The sequence below is a fragment of the Gillisella taibaishanensis genome (assembly GCF_001938985.1).
Lineage (GTDB): Bacteria > Pseudomonadota > Alphaproteobacteria > Rhizobiales > Rhizobiaceae > Allorhizobium > Allorhizobium taibaishanense.
Genome location: NZ_MKIN01000019.1, coordinates 195495 through 213028 on the forward strand (window position 1 = coordinate 195495; position 17534 = coordinate 213028).

The window sequence follows — 17534 nt, forward strand, 5'->3', positions numbered from 1 at the left end:
GCATGAAATGGCTGCGCAGCAACCCGAACGCCAATTCACGGCAAAGAAACTCGCCCTGTGCGGTTTCCTGCTTTTGGCCACAGCCGCGTTCATCGCTCTTGGAATCTGGCAGATCGAACGGCTGGGTTGGAAGCGAGCGCTGATCGCCCGCGTCGACGCAAGGGTTCATGCCGAGCCGGTGGAAATGCCCGCACCGCCGCAATGGCAAGCCATCAACCGCGACGATGACGAATACCGCCATATCCGCGCCGAGGGTGTATTCCAGAACGACAAGGAAACGCTGGTTTATGCTTCGACCGAGCTTGGGGCAGGCTACTGGGTTATCACCCCGCTGAAGACGGTCAATGACGGTACGGTCCTCATCAATCGAGGGTTTGTACCGATTGAGCGGAAGGATTCCGCAAGCCGCAGCGCAGGGCAGATTTCCACGCCTGTCAGTGTGTCCGGACTACTGCGGATCTCAGAGCCGAACGGAACGCTGCTGCGCTCGAATGATCCTGGAGCGGACCGCTGGTACTCACGTGATGTTCAGGCGATTGCGCAAAAGCGTGACCTCGGTACAGTGGCGCCCTTCTTCATCGATGCCGATAAGACTGACAATCCCGGTGGCTATCCTGTTGGCGGTCTCACGCAGGTCAAGTTTCCAAACAGCCATCTTCAATATGCAATCACTTGGTTTGTCATGGCGGCGATGAGCGTCGTCTTTCTCTGGTTTCTCATCACCCACAAGCAAACGCAAATCGCCCCGGAGCAATAAAGCGGCCGGGGCGATTGATGATTGTCCGCAACGATAATTGCGGCCGATCAATGTGATTACTTGCAGGTTTCCTTGGCATTCGGGCTAGCTGATGGAGCGGCCTGCTGAGTGTTCGTCTGGGTCTTCGCGTCGCTCATATGACGGCAGTCGTCATTATCCGCGCCGCCGTTCTTGCTGCCATTGGACATGGAGCCCGAACCGCCGCCAGAGGAATTATTTCCGGCTGAGCCGCTGCCGCTATTGGACGAAGCGCCGCTGCTGGAGCCGCTCGACGATGTTCCCGAACCTCCATTCGCACCGCCACCGCTGCCGCCAGCCGATTGTGCAAAAGCCGATGTCGCCATTCCAAGGGTTAAAAGCGATACCGCGATCAATTTCATGGTCATGGATGTCTCCTCGTGTTTTATGCTTACCTGCTTCAAATCGCAACAGCACGAGATAGTTCCGACAAAGGCGCTTTACCTTTGATAGTATTTTTTTAAAAAGGATGGCTGGCCGTTGGCCTCATGGCGGAAGAGGTGGGATTCGAACCCACGGTACGGTCTCCCGCACGCCGGTTTTCAAGACCGGTTCCTTAAACCACTCGGACACTCTTCCGCATAGGCGGTCGCTAACGACACCTAGAATCTTTCGGTTCACAAAGATCCTAGAAACGGCCTTATAATGAGCCGGTCGGGAAGGTCAACAGTTTTGGCATATCCTGTTGATTGACAGCTGCCTAGCCGCGGCGTCGTTGGTGGTAGTCCTCGAGCAACGGTCCAAACGACGCAACGGCGAGTGGGAGCGCGAGGAACGCGGCAGCGGGAACGCCGAGCCGTTGGAAAAGCAGGGCGCCGATGACGCCGCCGCCGAAAAACAGGCCGACCATACGTGACAAAAGCCAGAGTTTTTCAAGGTCGGCTTTGACGGGAGGATAGGCGCTATGGCGGGCCGAATGGCCGTTCCAATAGAACAATTTGCCGAGTTCGATGCCTGTATCCGTGACGAGACCCGTCACATGCGTCGTTCTGATCCTCGCACCCGACAGCTTTGTGATAATGGCGTTCTGGAGGCCCATGATGAAGCAAAGCAGGGCAACGATAAAAACCGTGGCGGCTGCCTTGCTGCCGAAGCCTATCGAGCCGCTAAGCGCAAACAGGCCCATCAGCCAAGCCTCGACCGCCAGCGGCAGAGCGTATACCGAACGTAAGTCGCGTCTGCGGCCCCAATTGATCAAAATAGCGGAGCATCCTGCGCCGGACAGAAAGAAACCGAGCGCCAGCATTCCCACCAGAAGCAATTTCACCTCGCCCAGCACCAAATTGTCTGCCATGGACGATACGATGCCCGACATGTGTGACGTGTATTGCCCAATCGCCATAAATCCCCCGGCATTGGCGGCGCCGGCAATGAATGTGAGATAAAATGCAAGGTGGCGGTCGGTTGTTTCGGTGCGATCGCGATGGGCAAGACTTTGAAAATGGCGTTTCATCGGTAAACCAAAGGTGGACTCGCCGGGCTTGACGGATCGACCGGAATATTCCGCCTCGCTCAATCCGTTTGCAAGCCATTCCAAAGTGGCTGCGCGGGCTATCTCGCGGATTTTTCATATCGTGCAAACGTAAATTTATGTAAAATCTCGGCAGCCTTGTCCGTTTGGCCCTATAACCGAGCGCGATTGGAAAGAATAGGACAATGACGCGCGTTCTCCTGATTGACGACGACCTGGAATTTACGGGTTTACTCTGCGAATACCTGACGGAAGAAGGCTTTCAGGCTGATGCCACGGATGATGGCAAGAAAGGCATTGCCATGGTTGAGGCAGGCCTGACGGATATTATCGTGCTCGATGTCATGATGCCGATCATGAACGGCGTTGACCTGTTGCAGAAAATCAGAAAATCAAGCGAAATCCCGATCATGATGCTGACTGCGCGGGGCGACGACAAGGACCGCATCACCGGGTTGGACCTCGGCGCTGACGATTATGTCTCAAAGCCTTGCTCTCCAGGCGAACTTGTCGCCCGATTGCGTGCCATTTTGCGCCGCACCGGCAGGCCTGCTCAGGATCAATCCCTGCTACCATTGAAGAGCGGTAACCTCGTCCTTAATCCTACCAGTAGGCAGGCCCAGTTTGAGGGCGTAGCGCTGACATTGACAGGCACGGAGTACAATTTGCTGGAGCTTTTGGTGCGCAATGGCGGCCGGGTGGTTTCCAAGCAAGACATCTCGCAGAGTGTGTTTGGCCGACCTTTGACGCCGTTCGATCGGCGGATCGACGTGCACCTGAGCAGTGTCCGCCAGAAACTTGGGCTCCGCGCTGACGGGCAGAGCTGGATTCAGTCGGTGCGTGGCCAGGGTTACATTCTGTTGCGGGATGCCTGATGCCCCGTTTATTTTGGCGTTTTTTCTTCATTGTCTGGCTGACGATTACGCTCACGACCATGATGGGCATATCTCTGCCTATGCTCGGTGGCCAACTCCCACCCCATATCCGCATGGCCAATATTCAAAACCGGCTGATAGCCGCGCAAATGGCCGACATGCTACAAAGGCAGGGCCTTGTCCAGACGCAAGCCTTCATCGATCACCTGCCACGCGACAGCGATGCACTTCCACCCCGGCTCGTCCTTGCTACTGACCAACAGCTGCCCTGCACTGAAGCATCGTACCCGGGACGGATTGTAATGTCCGTGGATGGCAAATGTTATACCTTGGGTATCGGCGAGCGAAAACTCCGGGATAATTGGCCCTTTCTCCTACCGTGGCTCACGGGCTTCGTAGCTAGCCTGTTTTCGGCTTATCTGTTGACGAAGTATCTGCTGACGCCGATGGAACGCTTGCGTCACGGGTTGAAGGCTCTGGCCGAGGGCCATTTTAGTGTCCGCATCCACGATCAATTGAAGAACCGTAAGGACGAAATCGGGGTGCTTACCCAGCATTTCGATATCAGTGCCCTTCGCCTGCAGGAACTGCATGAAGGCAGGGAGCGGCTGTTTCATGATGTCTCTCATGAGCTTCGCTCTCCCCTGTCCCGTCTCCAGGCCGTCACGGGAATCCTGCGTAAGAACCCAGGTCGATTGCCTGATCTGCTGGACCGCATGGATCATGAAATCGAACGACTGGACCGGCTAGTTGGCGAGATCCTGGCACTGGCAAGGCTTTCGTCGAAGACGGACGAGGAGACGCCGCTTCAGATCATCGACCTTCTCGATATTCTAGATGACATCGTTCAGGATGCCACCTTCGAGGCGCAGGAAAAGGCGGTGACGATCGAGTTCTCCCGCAGCGGCACCTTTGTCGCCGCCGTAAACGGCGAACTGGTTTACCGCGCAATCGAAAATGTGCTGCGCAATGCAATAAAATATACCGGTGCAGGCACTACGGTCCGCATCAAGACCAAGGTCGGGCTCGATGGCCTGACACTATGCATTGCGGACGAAGGGCCCGGCGTAAGGGAAGAGGATCTAGAAAGCATTTTTCGGCCCTTCATGAGTTCCGGTAGCACGGGCAGCAGCAGTAGCACGTCAGGCTACGGTCTAGGTCTCGCCATTGCCAAGACGGCGGTGGAGCGGCATGGCGGCCGGGTCTTTGCGGTCAACATCGTCCCGCATGGACTAAAGGTCACGATGATGTTCCCCGCCGATCAGAATAGCAGGCCCGAGAACTACAACACCCTGCGCCAGGGATGACGCAGGGTGTTTTTCTCGCAGAGGCTGTGTGACCGGCATGGCGGTTATTCGCCGATTACGAGGCCTTTCGTCAGTTCCAGCGCCTGGCGTTCGAACAGGCCGCGATAGATCCCGGCCTTCATCCGGATCAGGCTTTCATGAGTGCCCTCCTCCGCAATCTTACCGTGATCGAATACCAGCAGCCGGTCGAGTGCCCTGACCGTGGACAGTCGATGCGCCACGACAAGTGTCGTCCTGCCCTGCATCAACCGTTCCATGGCATGCTGAATCAGCATTTCCGATTCCGAGTCGAGGCTGGATGTGGCCTCGTCGAGGATCAGGATCGGCGCATCCGCCAGGAAGGCGCGGGCGATGGCGATGCGCTGGCGTTCACCACCGGACAGTTTGATGCCGCGTTCGCCGACAAGCGTTCCGTAGCCCTTGGGCAGAGCCTGGATGAAGCCGTGAGCGCTGGCAAGCTTCGCTGCCGTCTCGACTTCTTCCTGACTCGCGGAAGGCCGAGCATAGGCGATGTTTTCCGCCAGCGACCGGTGAAACAGGATTGGCTCCTGTTGGACAATCGCGATCTGCCGGCGCAGTGACGTCTGCGCGACATGAGCAATGTCTTGGCCGTCGATGCGGATCGCCCCGCCATTTACGTCGTGCAGCCGCTGGATCAGCTTGATGAACGTCGTCTTTCCGGAGCCGGAATGACCGACCAGACCGACGCGCTCGCCGGGCTGGATCACCACGGAGAAGTCCTTATACAGCGGCGCAAAATGGCTGCCGTAATGGAAACTCACCCGGTCGAACTCGATCCTGCCGCGGTCGATCTGGATTGGCTTAGCACCCGGTATGTCTTCAACCCCTAACGGCTGCTGCTGGAGAACGACGAGCTCTTCCATGTCATTCACAGAGCGCTGCAGGTTGCGGATATGCATCCCAATTTCCCGCAGATAGCCTTGGAGAATGAAGAAAGCAGTCAGCACGAAGGTGATGTCACCAGGGCTGGCCTTGCCCGTACTCCACAGCCAGAGTGCAAGGCCGAGCACACCGCCGCGCAGCACCATCAGCAACAATGCTTGCAAGCTGCCGTTCAACGTACCGCGCGTCCAAGTCCGCCGGGTGCGATCCTGCCAGCGGCGAAGAACCCAGCTCAGCCGGTGTTCTTCACGGCTTTCCGCCCCAAACGCCTTGACCACGGCGTTGCAGGTCACGGCATCGGCCAAGGAGCCGCCGAGTTTCGTGTCCCAGCCGTTTGCCATGCTGGCCAGCGGCGCGACGTAGCGCAGCGCCATCGTGGCAGTGAAGAGGACGAAGCAGACCGAGCCGGTTCCGACCAGCAAGCCCATCATCGGCCAGTGCCACGCCATGAGCGCCGTAGAGCCAATCAGCATGACCAGCGACGGGAACAGCGCGACGAACACCGTGTCGTTCAAGAGATCAAGCGCCCACATACCACGGGTCACTTTACGGACGGTGGAGCCAGCAAAGCTGTTGGCATGCCAGTCGCTTGAAAACCGCTGGATACGTGCGAAGGCGTCCGCCGCAATGTCGGACATCGACCGAAGCGTGAACCCGATGATGGCCGTAAACGTCGCGTGCCGTAAAACGACTGCGCTTGCAGACAGTGCCATCAGCCAGATAAATGCAGCCACGGCATTGCCCCAGGCTGCGGCATCATCGGCCCGACCAGAGACAACCGCATCGACCAGTCGACCGGAGAAGAGCGGTGTCAGCACATCCGCCAGTGTTGAGAGAAGCACGGCGCAGAGCATGAAGCCGGCGCGCACCGGCTGGCGGCGCCAATGGACTGCGCAGAAGCGAAAAACAATGCGAAATGCTCCGTTGGAGCGTGATTTATAACCCAAAGCCATAGGAAATCCCGGCGCAAACCGGCTCCGACACTATGAAAACAACGAAAACCGCGCGAGGCGCGATAAAGCGGCGTTAGAGTGGAAAATCAGAAACCCGGACGCGCCGGATTCAACACAGTGCAACGGCTAGACCGTTGAAACGCAGATCAGCTGCGTCGGGCGCTGGCCGATAGTGGATCGGCGCTGGCCACCGGGGAGGTGGAAAAATATGCCATAATGCCTCCCTGACTGGTGTTGAAGATGTGTGATTTTTAACGGCACTTGTTTTCGATGCCAATACTGAAATGTCAGATTCTGGCCGAAACATCAGCTATGCGGTAATCCTGCCACAGCTCCCTTGAGTTCCAGATGCGGCGAATGCGAGTTCGCCGCATGTTTTTGTTATATGAAAAGCATTTATTTTCAGGAGTGGGTCTTGTCGTCGGCTGCCAACGGATTTTCTGGCTGTGTCGCGCCTGGATGATAACCGACAACGTAGAATGCGCCGATCAGGCATGCGATGATGAAAAGCGCGCCGACAAAGATCTGCATGCGACGCTTGGGCTTCTGTGCGTGATGTTTCATGTCACCTCTAGGTGGTGGTTTTGCTTAAAGTGCCAGGTCAACTGACCGGCAGGAGTTATTTGCGGGTCATCAGCGCCCGCATTTCTTCAAAGCGCCGCCGACGATCGTCTGCGCGCTCTCCCTCCGAATAACATGTGCTGGAGATGCAGAATTTGGTCAGGCCATACGGAGGCTTCGCATTTTGGAATTCGCAGTCGATGACGTCGTCCATTTTGGATGCGTCGGTGTCGGCGCGTTCGGAGAAGCTGATGCGGGCACCGGGCGGCTGCAATTCCGGGAAGCTTTGGGCTTGGCCAAGCTTCACATCGGGTTTCATTAGGAAATTCTGCAACACGCTACGGCACGCTTGTTCAAGCTCGGGCGACTGCGCCATAGCCGGCATGGCGGTGGCAAGCAGGATCGGTAAAACATATTTCATCGAAAACGCTCTCGTTGATGAAGTCGGCAATAAAGCTACGGAGCGCGGTTTTTGTTCCCTATTTATGAATTATGAACAGCGCGACTATTCTACCTTCCCGGCGAATTGGAACTTTATGCGGGACTGAATCATTTAAGGGCCTGAGAATAAAAAAGGTATGAGGTGAGGAAATGAAGACATTTGCTGCTATTTTTCTGTCTGCTGCGACACTTGTGACCAGCCTGACACCGGCGGTGAGCGCCTCTGCCGCAACAAGCGCAATGGCCAACTCTGTAATTCAGCCTGTGCAGCGGCAAGGAACTTCGGTTGCGGTAGATGGGGTCCAGGTGGCTGAAAACAGCTGGGCAGACGACCGCAGGCAGCGCCGCTACATGATGCAGCACCGCGACCGTCATTGGGAAGATCGGCGTTGGCGCGACCGCCGAAGCGATTACCGTGACCGTTATGACGGGCGCTACGATCGTCGTCACCACCATAACAATGCCGGTGCGATCATTGGCGGTCTTGCGGCAGGTGCAATTATTGGTGGCGCACTAAGCGCTGGCGCTCATCGTGGCGATTCGCACAGCCAGTGGTGCTCTAATCGTTATCGCTCTTACAGGGCTTCCGATAATACCTATCAGCCCAACTACGGCCCTCGCCGCCAGTGCGTTTCCCCGTAATGCGGTTAGAAAACTCAAATTAGAGTTCAGTGACAATGGCGCTTTTACTGGCGCCATTGTTTTTCCAATTTGGGTCATGTTAACGGCCTAGATGATTTTTCAAGAAAATCGGCCTACTCTCTTTCCGATGCGTTGTGCGCCTTGCTGGCTCGCGCGGAAGGGGAGCAGATGGAAAAGAATATTCTACGGCGCTTTTTACATTGCTGCGCAGGCTTGTTTCTATTTTTTGCAGGAGCAACGGCAGTAGTCCCGACCGCAGCAATCGCTGACGATGGCTCGATCACCATAAAGGTACCGTCCGGCCAAGACATGGGCGCCGTGGAAAATGCGGTGCGCGCCGCAAGTCAGGCGGCTGGCCAAGGCGTGAAGAACATCACTATCGAGCTGTCCGCTCCTTTAACCGTCTCCTCAACAGCGCCTCAGACACCCACTGCCCCCGCCCAAACGGCTCCTGCCAAACCTGCGTCTGCCGCCGTGCCTACTGCGGCTGCAAAAGCCTCCGCTCCAAGCGCCGTGTCTCCGGCGGTATCGATGGAAGCAGACATGATGACAACGGCCTATGGCACGTTCGTCGCTGCGCTCAAACGCGGTGGAGCGGTTGCCTTGGCCGGCATAGAAAGCCTGCCGACGGGTTTTGACAACAGCATGCAATCGCTGAAAGCGGAGCAGACTGGGATGAAGGCGCTAAGCCTGACGGCCACTGGTGCCCTCCTTGCAGGGCTCGCCTCAGCCGTCCTGTTTATTTTGCTATTCCAGAGATTCGTACCTAGCCCGAGGGTCGACAACGGGCCTTTGACCAAGGCATTTGCGGCGGGCATCCGGCTCCTGGGAGATCTCTTGGCGGTTGCGATTTTCGTCAGTCTTGCGCGCAGCGGCACCCACATGGGCTACGTTTCCGGCTCATTCGGCAAGGAGGTCACCTACGGTATTATCAGGGCCGTGATGACTGCCGGCCTCTTCGCGGCCTTTGGTCGAATGTTGTTTTCAAGGATCAAAGGCGCCGATCCACTGTTCGATATCGCCCATCCGCAGTGGCATCTGAAAATGATGATCGGCTTTGGCACATTGTCTGGCCTCGTCAACGGAAGTTTGAGGCTCGCGGACGCAAAGGGCCTCGACCCTATGGCAGCCGACGGCTGGCTGTTTTTGAGCTCCAGCGTCGTCAACGCCTACCTGCTCGTCTGGTTTCTGCTCGGACGCAAGGACATCGTCGATTCCTATGCTGGTCACGGGCGCGGCTGGCGCCGGTTTACTGGTAACCTGATCGCTGATTTTTATATCGTGTCTGCCGTCTTGCTCTGGCTGCTGGGCCTGATGGTCGCGGGTACGGCACAGAACGTGCTTTGGCTGAGAGTGTCCGGCATCAGCCAGATCTTGTTGATTCTCATCCCGATCCTGCACCGTGGCGTCTCAGGTCTCTTCCGCACGATGGCAGCCCGACGCGAAGTAGCTTTCGGACCGGCCTTTCCATCGGTTCTATTATGGGCGCTGCGCATTCCCTTTGCCGGAGCCATCTGGCTGCTAGGTATGCATATCATTGTCATTCTTTGGGAACCCTTGCTGGCAGGCGCCGGCGTCGATGCCTCCTACTGGCTGACCCATGTACAGCAGTTTGGCATAACCGTGGTTTGCAGCGGCTTCGTCTGCAGTCTTCTCTGGAAGTTCTTTGATACGGTCGCGCCAACCAACGCTGTTAAACTGCCAGGCCATGAAGATGATGGGCTGCCCAAGACCACGAGCCGCTTGTCAACGGTCCTGCCGGTGATCCGCAATCTGGTCATGGGCGCGGTGCTGGCGGTGGCGATGCTTGTCATCTTGTCTTCGCTCGGCGTTGACGTTGCACCACTGCTGGCCGGTTTCGGCGTACTCGGCCTTGCCGTCTCCTTCGGCTCGCAGACGCTGGTCAAGGATGTGGTCTCCGGTATCTTCTTCCTCGCGGAGGATGCGTTCCGGATCGACGAATATATCGATGCCGGCAAGCTGCAGGGTACGGTCGAACAGATTTCGTTGCGCTCGGTGCGGCTTCGCCACCATAACGGCCCAGTGCATACCGTGCCTTTCGGCCAGATCGCCGCCGTGACCAATTACAGCCGCGACTGGGGCACGATTAAATTCGAATTGCGCTTCGACCGCGATGCCGATCTTGAACTGATCCGCAAGACGGCGAAGAAAGTCGGCCTCGCCTTGTTGGAAGAGCCGGAATTTGCGGGCGATTTCCTTATTCCTCTGAAGATGCAGGGCATTCAGGAAGTCAACGAAAACTCCATGGTCATCCGCTTCAAGTTCACCAGCCGGCCTGGCAATCCAAGCCTGATCAAACGTGAGGGAATTAAGCGGTTGTTGGCGGCCTTCAAGGCGGCGGGGCTCAATCTGGCGTCCAATGCCGTGGTGGTTCGCTCAAGCGAGCAGTCTCCAATGGGCGCAGGTGCAGCTGCCGCTGCGTCCGCGTCGGTTCCGACCATGGCGGCCAACGCCCCATAAGCGCGTTCAAATCTACACTTGATTGTGATGGCGTCGCAACTGATGTCCCGCACGATGAAGTCGGACACATCGGGCTAGGTTGGACTGCATTTCGGCACGAATGAAAGCTTGAACTGCAAGCCAGCCGTTCAAAGTCGCTCGGCGCTGCCACCAATAGTAACTTGACTTCAATTGTCACCTTACCTAGTCAAAGGCATCGTTCTTCCTTCCTTCCTTCCTTCCGCCTTTGACAAGGAGACTGACTTGAAAACTGCTCGTATTTCCGGCCTGAGTGTTGTGGCTGTTCTGTCCGCGCTATTTACCTCGACTGCGGTTGCGCCTGTGCTTGCTGCCGATGGCGACGGCATTGTGGTCTATAACGCCCAACACGAAAGCCTCGGCCGGGAATGGGTCGACGCCTTTACCAAGGCCACCGGCATCAAGGTGACCATGCGCCAGGGCAGCGACATGCAGTTTGCCAATCAACTGCTCCAGGAAGGCGAAGCTTCGCCGGCTGACGTCTTCCTCACGGAAAATTCGCCGGCCATGACGCTGGTTGATCAGGCCGGCCTGTTTGCCCCTGTCGATGCTGACACCCTGGCACAGGTACCGGCGGAATTCCGCCCGGCCAATGGCAAGTGGATCGGCATTGCCGCCCGCTCGACCGTTTTTGCCTATGACAAGAGAAAACTCACCGAAGACAAGCTGCCGAAGTCGATGCTCGACCTTGCAGATGCCGCGTGGAAGGGCCGCTGGGCAGCTTCGCCGTCCGGAGCCGATTTCCAGGCCATCGTTGCCGCTCTGCTTGAACTGAAGGGTGAAGAAGCCACGGCCAAGTGGCTCAAGGCGTTGAAGGAAAATGCGACTTTCTACAAGGGTAACAGCGTTGCCATGAAGGCCGTCAATGCCGGTGAAGTCGAAGGCGCGATCATCTACCATTACTACTGGTTCGGCGATCAGGCGAGGACCGGTGAAAACAGCAGCAATGTTGCCCTGCATTACTTCAAGCATCAGGATCCGGGTGCGTTCTTCAGCATTTCCGGTGGCGGCATCGTCAAGTCCAGCCAGCATATGAAGGATGCCCAGGCGTTCCTCAAATTCGTCACCAGCAAGGCCGGCCAAGAAATCCTGAAGGCCGGGACGTCTTATGAGTATGCTGTCGGTAACGGCGCCGAGTCCAACGCCAAGCTCGTCCCGATCAAGGAACTCGATGCTCCCAAAGTCGAGCCTACCAAGCTGAACAGCAAGAAGGTCACCGAGATGATGACTGCGGCTGGCATCCTTTAAGGATCCCGCTGAGACACTGCGTCATCGCAAACTATTGTCTTTCGCTCAAGAAAGGCTTAGGGCAATCGCCGAACGGCGGTTGCCCTTGTTTCAAGGGCTTGGCCGGCTTTCCCGACCGGCTTCAACCAAGAAGATCAGAACCCCTTGCTGCAGGATAACAGGCGAACAGCGCCCCGGGCGCAGGCAGTAAAGCGGATTGGCCGTGCGCATCGACCTGCCGGCCATTTGGGTCTCATCGTCATTGCCGGCCTCGTTGCACTCTTCAGCCTCGTACCGCTCGGTTTTATCGCCTGGGTAACCGTCGATGTTGGTTGGGATACGGTGCGGACCCTGGTGTTTCGCGGCCGGGTCGGTGACCTCCTGATCAATACTGTTCTTCTGGAAACCGCGACGCTTCCAATCACCACTGCCCTTTCCATTGCCCTCGCGTGGCTGATCGAGCGGACTCGCCTGCCGGCCGCCGGCGTCTGGTCCTGGCTGATGGTAACACCGCTTGCCGTTCCTGCCTTCGTGCACAGCTATGCCTGGATCGGCATTGCCCCCGACATGCACGGGCTCTGGAGCGCTGTTTTTATCTCGGTTCTCGCCTATTTCCCGTTTATCTATCTGCCGATTGCCGCGACGCTGCGCCGGCTCGATCCTGCCATAGAGGACGCGGCAGCGTCCCTGGGGCTCAACCCATGGCGTGTGTTCTGGCGCGTTGTGCTGCCGCAGTTGCGCCCGGCGATCCTCGGTGGTGCATTGCTAGTGGCTTTGCACCTGCTGTCGGAATACGGTCTATTCGTGATGATCCGCTTCGATACGTTTGCCACCGCGATCGTCGATCAGTTCCAGTCATCTTATAACAGCCCTGCATCGAATATGCTCAGCGGCGTGCTGGTCTTGTGTTGCATCTTGCTGCTCGGCCTCGATGGCCTGCTTCGCGGCTCGGAACGTTATGCGCGGGTTGGCTCTGGCGCCATTCGGCCAGTCCAGCGTCACCGGCTTGGGGTCTTTATGGCACCCGCCCTTCTGCTGCCGCTTGTTGTCACCGTGCTGGCGCTGGGTGTACCGGTCTTTACGCTGCTACGCTGGCTGATGATTGGTGGCATCAAAGTCTGGCAAAACGAAATTCTCGGTACGGCTTTCGGTGAAACGATCGTTCTTGCCCTTGCCGGTGGTATTCTCTCAATGCTTGTCGCCGCGCCAATGGCCTGGCTTTCAGTCCGCGCTCCGGGGCGATTGCAGAAACTGCTCGAAGCCTGCCATTACTACGTCGGTTCGCTGCCAGGAGTCGTGGTGGCTCTCGCGCTCGTGACGATTACTGTGCGTGTGGCTCTGCCCTTCTATCAGACATTTGCGACGCTGATCGCCGCTTACATCCTGCTGTTCCTGCCCCGCGCCATGGTTGGCTTGCGCGCCAGCATTTCCCAGGCACCGGTAGAGTTGGAACGGGCGGCGATGAGCCTTGGCAAAAGCCCTGGACGTGCCGTCTGGTTGACGACGATGCGGCTTGCCGCTCCGGGTGCGGCAGCCAGTATCGCGCTGGTGGCTATGGGCATCACCAATGAACTGACTGCGACATTGATGCTGGCGCCAAACGGCGTCGACACACTCGCTACCAAATTCTGGTCTCTGACCAGCGAAATCGACTATGTGGCAGCGGCGCCCTATGCGCTGTTGATGGTGGTGCTATCGCTGCCACTCACCCTGCTCTTGCAGTCGCAATCCAAACGCACGGCCGGCCAATGAGTTTTCTGGAAATCCAATCTGTCTCCAAGCACTATGGCTCCGTGGCAGCGCTTGATGATGTCACGTTGAATGTGCCAGCCGGGAGCCGAACGGCGATTGTCGGCCCGTCGGGTTCGGGAAAGACGACGCTGCTGCGGCTGATCGCCGGGTTCGAGATGCCGGATGCGGGGCGTGTCAGCCTTGGCGGTGCGCTGCAGGCGGAGCCCGGCTTCATGCTGCCAGCGCATAAGCGCGGCATCGGCATCGTATCCCAGGATGGCGCGCTGTTTCCTCATCTAAGCGTTGCCGACAACATCGCCTTCGGCTTCGAGCGCGGTCTAAACGACCGAGACGAGCGCATAAAATCGCTGGCTGAAATGGTCGAGCTTGATCCTGTCATGCTGGCGCGCCGGCCGCATCAACTCTCCGGCGGCCAGCAACAGCGCGTTGCGCTTGCTCGTGCCCTCGGCCGCCAGCCAAGGCTGATGCTGCTCGACGAGCCGTTTTCCGCTCTGGACACGGGCTTGCGCGAAGCGATGCGCAAGGCTGTTTCGAAGCTGCTCGCGTCGGCTGGGATTACGACCATTCTGGTGACACACGACCAGACAGAAGCGCTGTCTTTCGCCGACCAACTCGCCGTGCTGCGCGATGGCCGTCTGGTCCAGTCCGGCGCTCCAAAGGACCTTTACGAACGCCCGATCGACCGGCAAACGGCGCTGTTTCTGGGCGAGGCCATCATTCTGCCCGCCGAGTTTTCACATGATAAAGTGCAATGCGCTTTGGGCAGTCTCACGATTTGTGAAGCCGGTACTGGTCTGGGCGATGTTATGGTGCGGCCAGAGCAGATCTCCGTGGTCAGTTCGGCACAGGAGGGAAGCTGTGCCGCGCGCGTTCTCGACGTGGAATTTTCCGGGGCGAGTGGCACGGTGACACTGCAACTGACGCAAGCCAGCAGCACTGTCGCACCCCTGTCCGTGCGAATGTCACGGCTTAATTTGCCTGTTCCCGGCGACGTCGTCTATCTCAGCGTGAATGGCGAAGTCCACAGACTTCCAACGCCGTAAGCGACAAAATCAAAATAGAAAACGCCGCGCAGCTTATTGGCCGCGCGGCGTTTTTTGTGTTTATGTCGTTCAGTCTGCGTCGTCAAAGCCGATGCCGGAGGGCTCAGCTCCACCGCCGACGATGATTTCACGCTTGCCGACATGGTTGGCCGGGCCTACCAGACCTTCCCGCTCCATGCGCTCGACAAGCGAGGCAGCACGATTATAGCCGATTGACAGGCGACGCTGGATGTAAGAGGTCGAGCATTTCTGGTCGCGCAGCACAACCTTGACCGCCTTTTCGTAAACCTCGTCGCTTTCCTCGCCACTGGCGTTGACGGCAACGCGCTCATAGGCTTCGTCAACGGCAGCGGGCGTCGCCGAGGCGGGTTCGCCACCATCTTCCTCGGTCACCGTGCCGAGATATTCCGGCCGGCCCTGGGTCTTCAGGTGGGCGACGACCTGCTCGACTTCCGCATCCGATACGAATGGACCATGGACACGGCAGACGCGGCCGCCGCCGATCATGTGGAGCATATCGCCCTGGCCGAGCAGATGTTCGGCACCCTGCTCGCCCAGAATGGTGCGGCTGTCGATCTTCGAGGTAACCTGGAAGGAGATCCGGGTCGGGAAATTGGCCTTGATCGTGCCGGTGATGACATCGACGGAAGGCCGCTGCGTTGCCATAATCAAGTGGATACCGGCAGCGCGAGCCATCTGGGCCAGACGCTGGATGGCACCTTCGATTTCCTTGCCGGCCACCATCATCAGGTCGGCCATTTCATCGACGATGATGACGATATAGGGCATGTGTGACATGTCGAGATCTTGATCCTCATAGAGGATCTCGCCGGAATGGCGGTCGAACCCGACCTGAACGCTAACGGTGATGACCTCACCCTTTTCGCGGGCCTGGGCCGCACGAGCATTATACCCGTCGATATTGCGCACGCCGAGCCGCGACATCTTGCGGTACCGGTCTTCCATCTCGCGCACCGCCCATTTCAGAGCCATCACGGCCTTCTTCGAGTCGGTTACGACAGGGGTCAGCAGGTGCGGGATGCCGTCATAGACGGAAAGCTCCAACATCTTCGGATCGACCATGATCAGGCGGCATTCTTCCGGCTTCAACCGGTAGAGCAGCGACAGGATCATCGTGTTGATCGCAACCGACTTACCGGAACCGGTGGTGCCGGCAACTAGCAGATGCGGCATCTTTGCCAGCTCAGCAATCACAGGCTCGCCGCCGATCGATTTACCGAGGCAAAGCGCGAGCTTGAAGCGGCTCTCCCAATAATCTTCGCATTCGATCAATTCGCGCAAATAGACGGTTTCGCGCACGGCGTTCGGCAATTCGATGCCGATGACATTGCGGCCGGGCACAACGGCAACGCGGGCGGACAGCGCCGACATCGACCGGGCGATGTCGTCGGCAAGACCGATAATGCGCGAGGACTTGATGCCAGGCGCCGGCTCGAATTCATAGAGCGTCACGACCGGACCGGGGCGGACATCAATGACTTCACCGCGAATGCCGAAATCTTCGAGCACGCTTTCGAGAAGGCCGGCGCTCTGCTCCAGCGCTTCCGGCTGCATTGCTTCCGCACGGACCGCCGGCGGCTCCTGCAGAAGGCTGATCGACGGGAAGACGAAATCGCCATCGAAAGGATGGCTACGGTTCATTTCCAGGCCACCAATGGCGCGGTTGGCGCGGATAGTTTCCACAACAGGCCGGGCTACATTGAAGCTACGCATCGGCTCAACAGTTTCCACAGCTTCCGCGACAACTTCGGCGGTGGAAACGTCGGGCTCGGCAACCACTTCATCCCATGGGGCCACATCAATGGCGGCATCAACGACTGCGGTCTCTACCTCAGCAACCGGCTCCGCAACAACAGGCGCAGCTTCGTCGACGCCTGCGGGTTCAACCACCGCAGCCGACACCTCGGCAACCGCTTCTGGAACGCTAATAGCAACCGGCGCTTGGGCTTCCAAACCATGGCGCATACGGATCTCGCGGTAAAGCGCAGCAACAGACCCGACAGATGGCGTGGAAATGGTCGGTGCGAGCGGTGCAGGCTCCGGCGCTGGCACAAACAACATTGGCTTTGGCTGGGCGACGAAGGAGGTGACAGATACAGGCGTTTCCTCTTCCATGTCGAAGGGCTCGGACATCATCTCGAAGAATGCGAAATCGGAAAGCGGCAACGTTGCGGGTGTGATCGCATACTGTTGCGCAACAACGGTTGGAGCCTCGACCGGAGCAGCGTCCTGGCGCAGATGGACGTCGATATGTTCAGCCATTCGCATAGCAGCCGCGGCTTGGCGCAGGCGCAGAGCCTCAGGAAGGTGAGCCGGAGTGACGGCCTGTGCCTCAGCGACAGCCTCAGTCTTGGCTTCTCGATAGAGAAAGGTGTCGGTCGAAAACTGCGGGGCAATGATAACTGGCGGCATAGAACACTGCTCTAGAACTTGTGGCGCGGCTTCTTCGACGGCCGCCTCGATAGCGGGCTCTGCCGAAGCCTCCACAGGACGCGGGCTAACCGGGCGTGGCGGCGGCGCGCGGCGTGGCACGATCAACGGGCTGCCTGTCTTTGGCAGGCCGAAGAAAGAGGGCGAACCCGGTTGCGGCTGCACAGGGGCGACGGCCGCTGGGGCTGCCCCTTGCTCAGCAACTGGCGCAGCTTCGACGGCACGCGCCTGATCGACAGCCTTTTGCAAGGCAGCGACAATGGCGGCCTGTTCGGCGGCAGCTTCCGCTTCGCGACGCTTATTGATCGCAGCTTCCGGCGTGCGCGTGAAACGCACATTCGGCCCCAGCACGAAAGCAGATTGCCAAGGCTCCAGCGGCCCGCCCTGAGCAGTCTGACCATTCGAAGGTGTGGCGGCAGCCTGCGGATCGTCATGACCTGACGGCTCGGAAGAACGTGACGTATTCTGTGTTGGAAAGCGCATGGTGCCTAACAGTTCATTGGGAATTGCTCTTGGTCCCCTATAGAAGTAAAAAATAAAGGTTAATCACTCCTTTCACCGGCGTCGCGAAACGGGCACAAAGTGCCGGAAGGCTCCACTTTAACCCATTGTTTTTTCATGATTGGCCGGAAAG

General features: G+C 58.1%; 14 protein-coding genes and 1 tRNA gene. 8 read left to right on the forward strand and 7 right to left on the reverse strand.

Translation table 11 applies throughout. From position 1 onward, the window contains the following. Positions 1-7 precede the first annotated feature (7 nt). The gene (locus BJF91_RS04395; protein WP_083943159.1) at positions 8-757 is read left to right on the forward strand and encodes an SURF1 family protein; all 750 of its coding nucleotides are present in this window, start codon (positions 8-10) and stop codon (positions 755-757) included. 56 nt (positions 758-813) lie between these two features. Here BJF91_RS04395 and BJF91_RS24720 read toward each other — a convergent pair whose 3' ends face one another. The 3 genes from BJF91_RS24720 to BJF91_RS04410 form a co-directional block, all read right to left on the reverse strand. Beyond that, positions 814-1143: a hypothetical protein gene (locus BJF91_RS24720; protein ID WP_139310582.1), complete on the reverse strand. Its 330-nt coding sequence runs from the start codon at positions 1141-1143 to the stop codon at positions 814-816. A 121-nt stretch (positions 1144-1264) separates the two neighbouring features. Further along, a tRNA-Ser gene (locus BJF91_RS04405) sits at positions 1265-1354 on the reverse strand. Positions 1355-1475: 121 nt separating this feature from the next. After that, positions 1476-2228 (reverse strand): YoaK family protein, encoded by a 753-nt coding sequence (locus tag BJF91_RS04410; RefSeq protein ID WP_075613422.1) that lies wholly within the window; start codon positions 2226-2228, stop codon positions 1476-1478. Between the two features lie 203 nt (positions 2229-2431). Between BJF91_RS04410 and BJF91_RS04415 the strand changes: the two genes are divergently transcribed. Together BJF91_RS04415 and BJF91_RS04420 are read left to right on the forward strand one after the other, a co-directional pair. Then, the gene (locus BJF91_RS04415) at positions 2432-3121 is read left to right on the forward strand and encodes a response regulator transcription factor (protein ID WP_075613265.1); all 690 of its coding nucleotides are present in this window, start codon (positions 2432-2434) and stop codon (positions 3119-3121) included. After that, positions 3121-4428, forward strand: coding sequence for a HAMP domain-containing sensor histidine kinase (locus BJF91_RS04420; protein WP_075613266.1), 1308 nt, complete (start codon positions 3121-3123; stop codon positions 4426-4428). The genes BJF91_RS04415 and BJF91_RS04420 overlap by 1 nt, the downstream gene beginning before the upstream one ends. Before the next feature lie 44 nt (positions 4429-4472). Here BJF91_RS04420 and BJF91_RS04425 read toward each other — a convergent pair whose 3' ends face one another. The 3 genes from BJF91_RS04425 to BJF91_RS04430 all read right to left on the reverse strand — a co-directional run bounded on the left by BJF91_RS04425 (position 4473) and on the right by BJF91_RS04430 (position 7266). After that, positions 4473-6284 carry an ABC transporter ATP-binding protein gene (locus BJF91_RS04425; RefSeq protein ID WP_075613267.1) on the reverse strand — a complete coding sequence of 604 codons (1812 nt, stop codon included), beginning with the start codon at positions 6282-6284 and terminating at the stop codon, positions 4473-4475. 402 nt (positions 6285-6686) lie between these two features. Further along, positions 6687-6848, reverse strand: coding sequence for a hypothetical protein (locus BJF91_RS24970; protein WP_162843834.1), 162 nt, complete (start codon positions 6846-6848; stop codon positions 6687-6689). A gap of 55 nt (positions 6849-6903) precedes the next feature. Then, the gene (locus tag BJF91_RS04430) at positions 6904-7266 is read right to left on the reverse strand and encodes a hypothetical protein (RefSeq protein WP_075613268.1); all 363 of its coding nucleotides are present in this window, start codon (positions 7264-7266) and stop codon (positions 6904-6906) included. A gap of 170 nt (positions 7267-7436) precedes the next feature. Between BJF91_RS04430 and BJF91_RS04435 the strand changes: the two genes are divergently transcribed. The 5 genes from BJF91_RS04435 (at position 7437) to BJF91_RS04455 (ending at position 14449) form a co-directional block, all read left to right on the forward strand. After that, positions 7437-7928: a BA14K family protein gene (locus BJF91_RS04435; protein ID WP_075613269.1), complete on the forward strand. Its 492-nt coding sequence runs from the start codon at positions 7437-7439 to the stop codon at positions 7926-7928. Positions 7929-8096: 168 nt separating this feature from the next. After that, on the forward strand, positions 8097-10409 hold the full coding sequence (locus BJF91_RS04440) for a mechanosensitive ion channel family protein (RefSeq protein WP_075613270.1): 2313 nt from the start codon (positions 8097-8099) through the stop codon (positions 10407-10409). A gap of 285 nt (positions 10410-10694) precedes the next feature. Beyond that, positions 10695-11675 carry an iron ABC transporter substrate-binding protein gene (locus BJF91_RS04445; protein WP_407639859.1) on the forward strand — a complete coding sequence of 327 codons (981 nt, stop codon included), beginning with the start codon at positions 10695-10697 and terminating at the stop codon, positions 11673-11675. 144 nt (positions 11676-11819) lie between these two features. Further along, a complete protein-coding gene (locus tag BJF91_RS04450; RefSeq protein ID WP_083943133.1) occupies positions 11820-13406 on the forward strand; it encodes an ABC transporter permease in 1587 nt (528 codons plus the stop codon). Next, a complete protein-coding gene (locus BJF91_RS04455) occupies positions 13403-14449 on the forward strand; it encodes an ABC transporter ATP-binding protein (RefSeq protein ID WP_075613272.1) in 1047 nt (348 codons plus the stop codon). The genes BJF91_RS04450 and BJF91_RS04455 overlap by 4 nt, the downstream gene beginning before the upstream one ends. Positions 14450-14518: 69 nt before the next feature. On the opposite strand, the gene BJF91_RS04460 is transcribed toward BJF91_RS04455, so the two are convergent. Then, entirely contained in the window at positions 14519-17383 is a 2865-nt protein-coding gene (locus tag BJF91_RS04460; protein WP_075613273.1) for a DNA translocase FtsK, read from the reverse strand. Positions 17384-17534 lie beyond the last annotated feature (151 nt).

Excerpts from the sequence above, each read along its gene's own strand:
- BJF91_RS04395 (WP_083943159.1), top strand. The coding sequence starts at position 8 with ATGGCTGCGCAGCAACCCGAACGCCAATTCACGGCAAAGAAACTCGCC.
- BJF91_RS24720 (WP_139310582.1), bottom strand. The coding sequence starts at position 1,143 with ATGACCATGAAATTGATCGCGGTATCGCTTTTAACCCTTGGAATGGCG.
- BJF91_RS04410 (WP_075613422.1), bottom strand. The coding sequence starts at position 2,228 with ATGAAACGCCATTTTCAAAGTCTTGCCCATCGCGATCGCACCGAAACA.
- BJF91_RS04415 (WP_075613265.1), top strand. The coding sequence starts at position 2,432 with ATGACGCGCGTTCTCCTGATTGACGACGACCTGGAATTTACGGGTTTA.
- BJF91_RS04420 (WP_075613266.1), top strand. The coding sequence starts at position 3,121 with ATGCCCCGTTTATTTTGGCGTTTTTTCTTCATTGTCTGGCTGACGATT.
- BJF91_RS04425 (WP_075613267.1), bottom strand. The coding sequence starts at position 6,284 with ATGGCTTTGGGTTATAAATCACGCTCCAACGGAGCATTTCGCATTGTT.
- BJF91_RS24970 (WP_162843834.1), bottom strand. The coding sequence starts at position 6,848 with ATGAAACATCACGCACAGAAGCCCAAGCGTCGCATGCAGATCTTTGTC.
- BJF91_RS04430 (WP_075613268.1), bottom strand. The coding sequence starts at position 7,266 with ATGAAATATGTTTTACCGATCCTGCTTGCCACCGCCATGCCGGCTATG.
- BJF91_RS04435 (WP_075613269.1), top strand. The coding sequence starts at position 7,437 with ATGAAGACATTTGCTGCTATTTTTCTGTCTGCTGCGACACTTGTGACC.
- BJF91_RS04440 (WP_075613270.1), top strand. The coding sequence starts at position 8,097 with ATGGAAAAGAATATTCTACGGCGCTTTTTACATTGCTGCGCAGGCTTG.
- BJF91_RS04455 (WP_075613272.1), top strand. The coding sequence starts at position 13,403 with ATGAGTTTTCTGGAAATCCAATCTGTCTCCAAGCACTATGGCTCCGTG.
- BJF91_RS04460 (WP_075613273.1), bottom strand. The coding sequence starts at position 17,383 with ATGCGCTTTCCAACACAGAATACGTCACGTTCTTCCGAGCCGTCAGGT.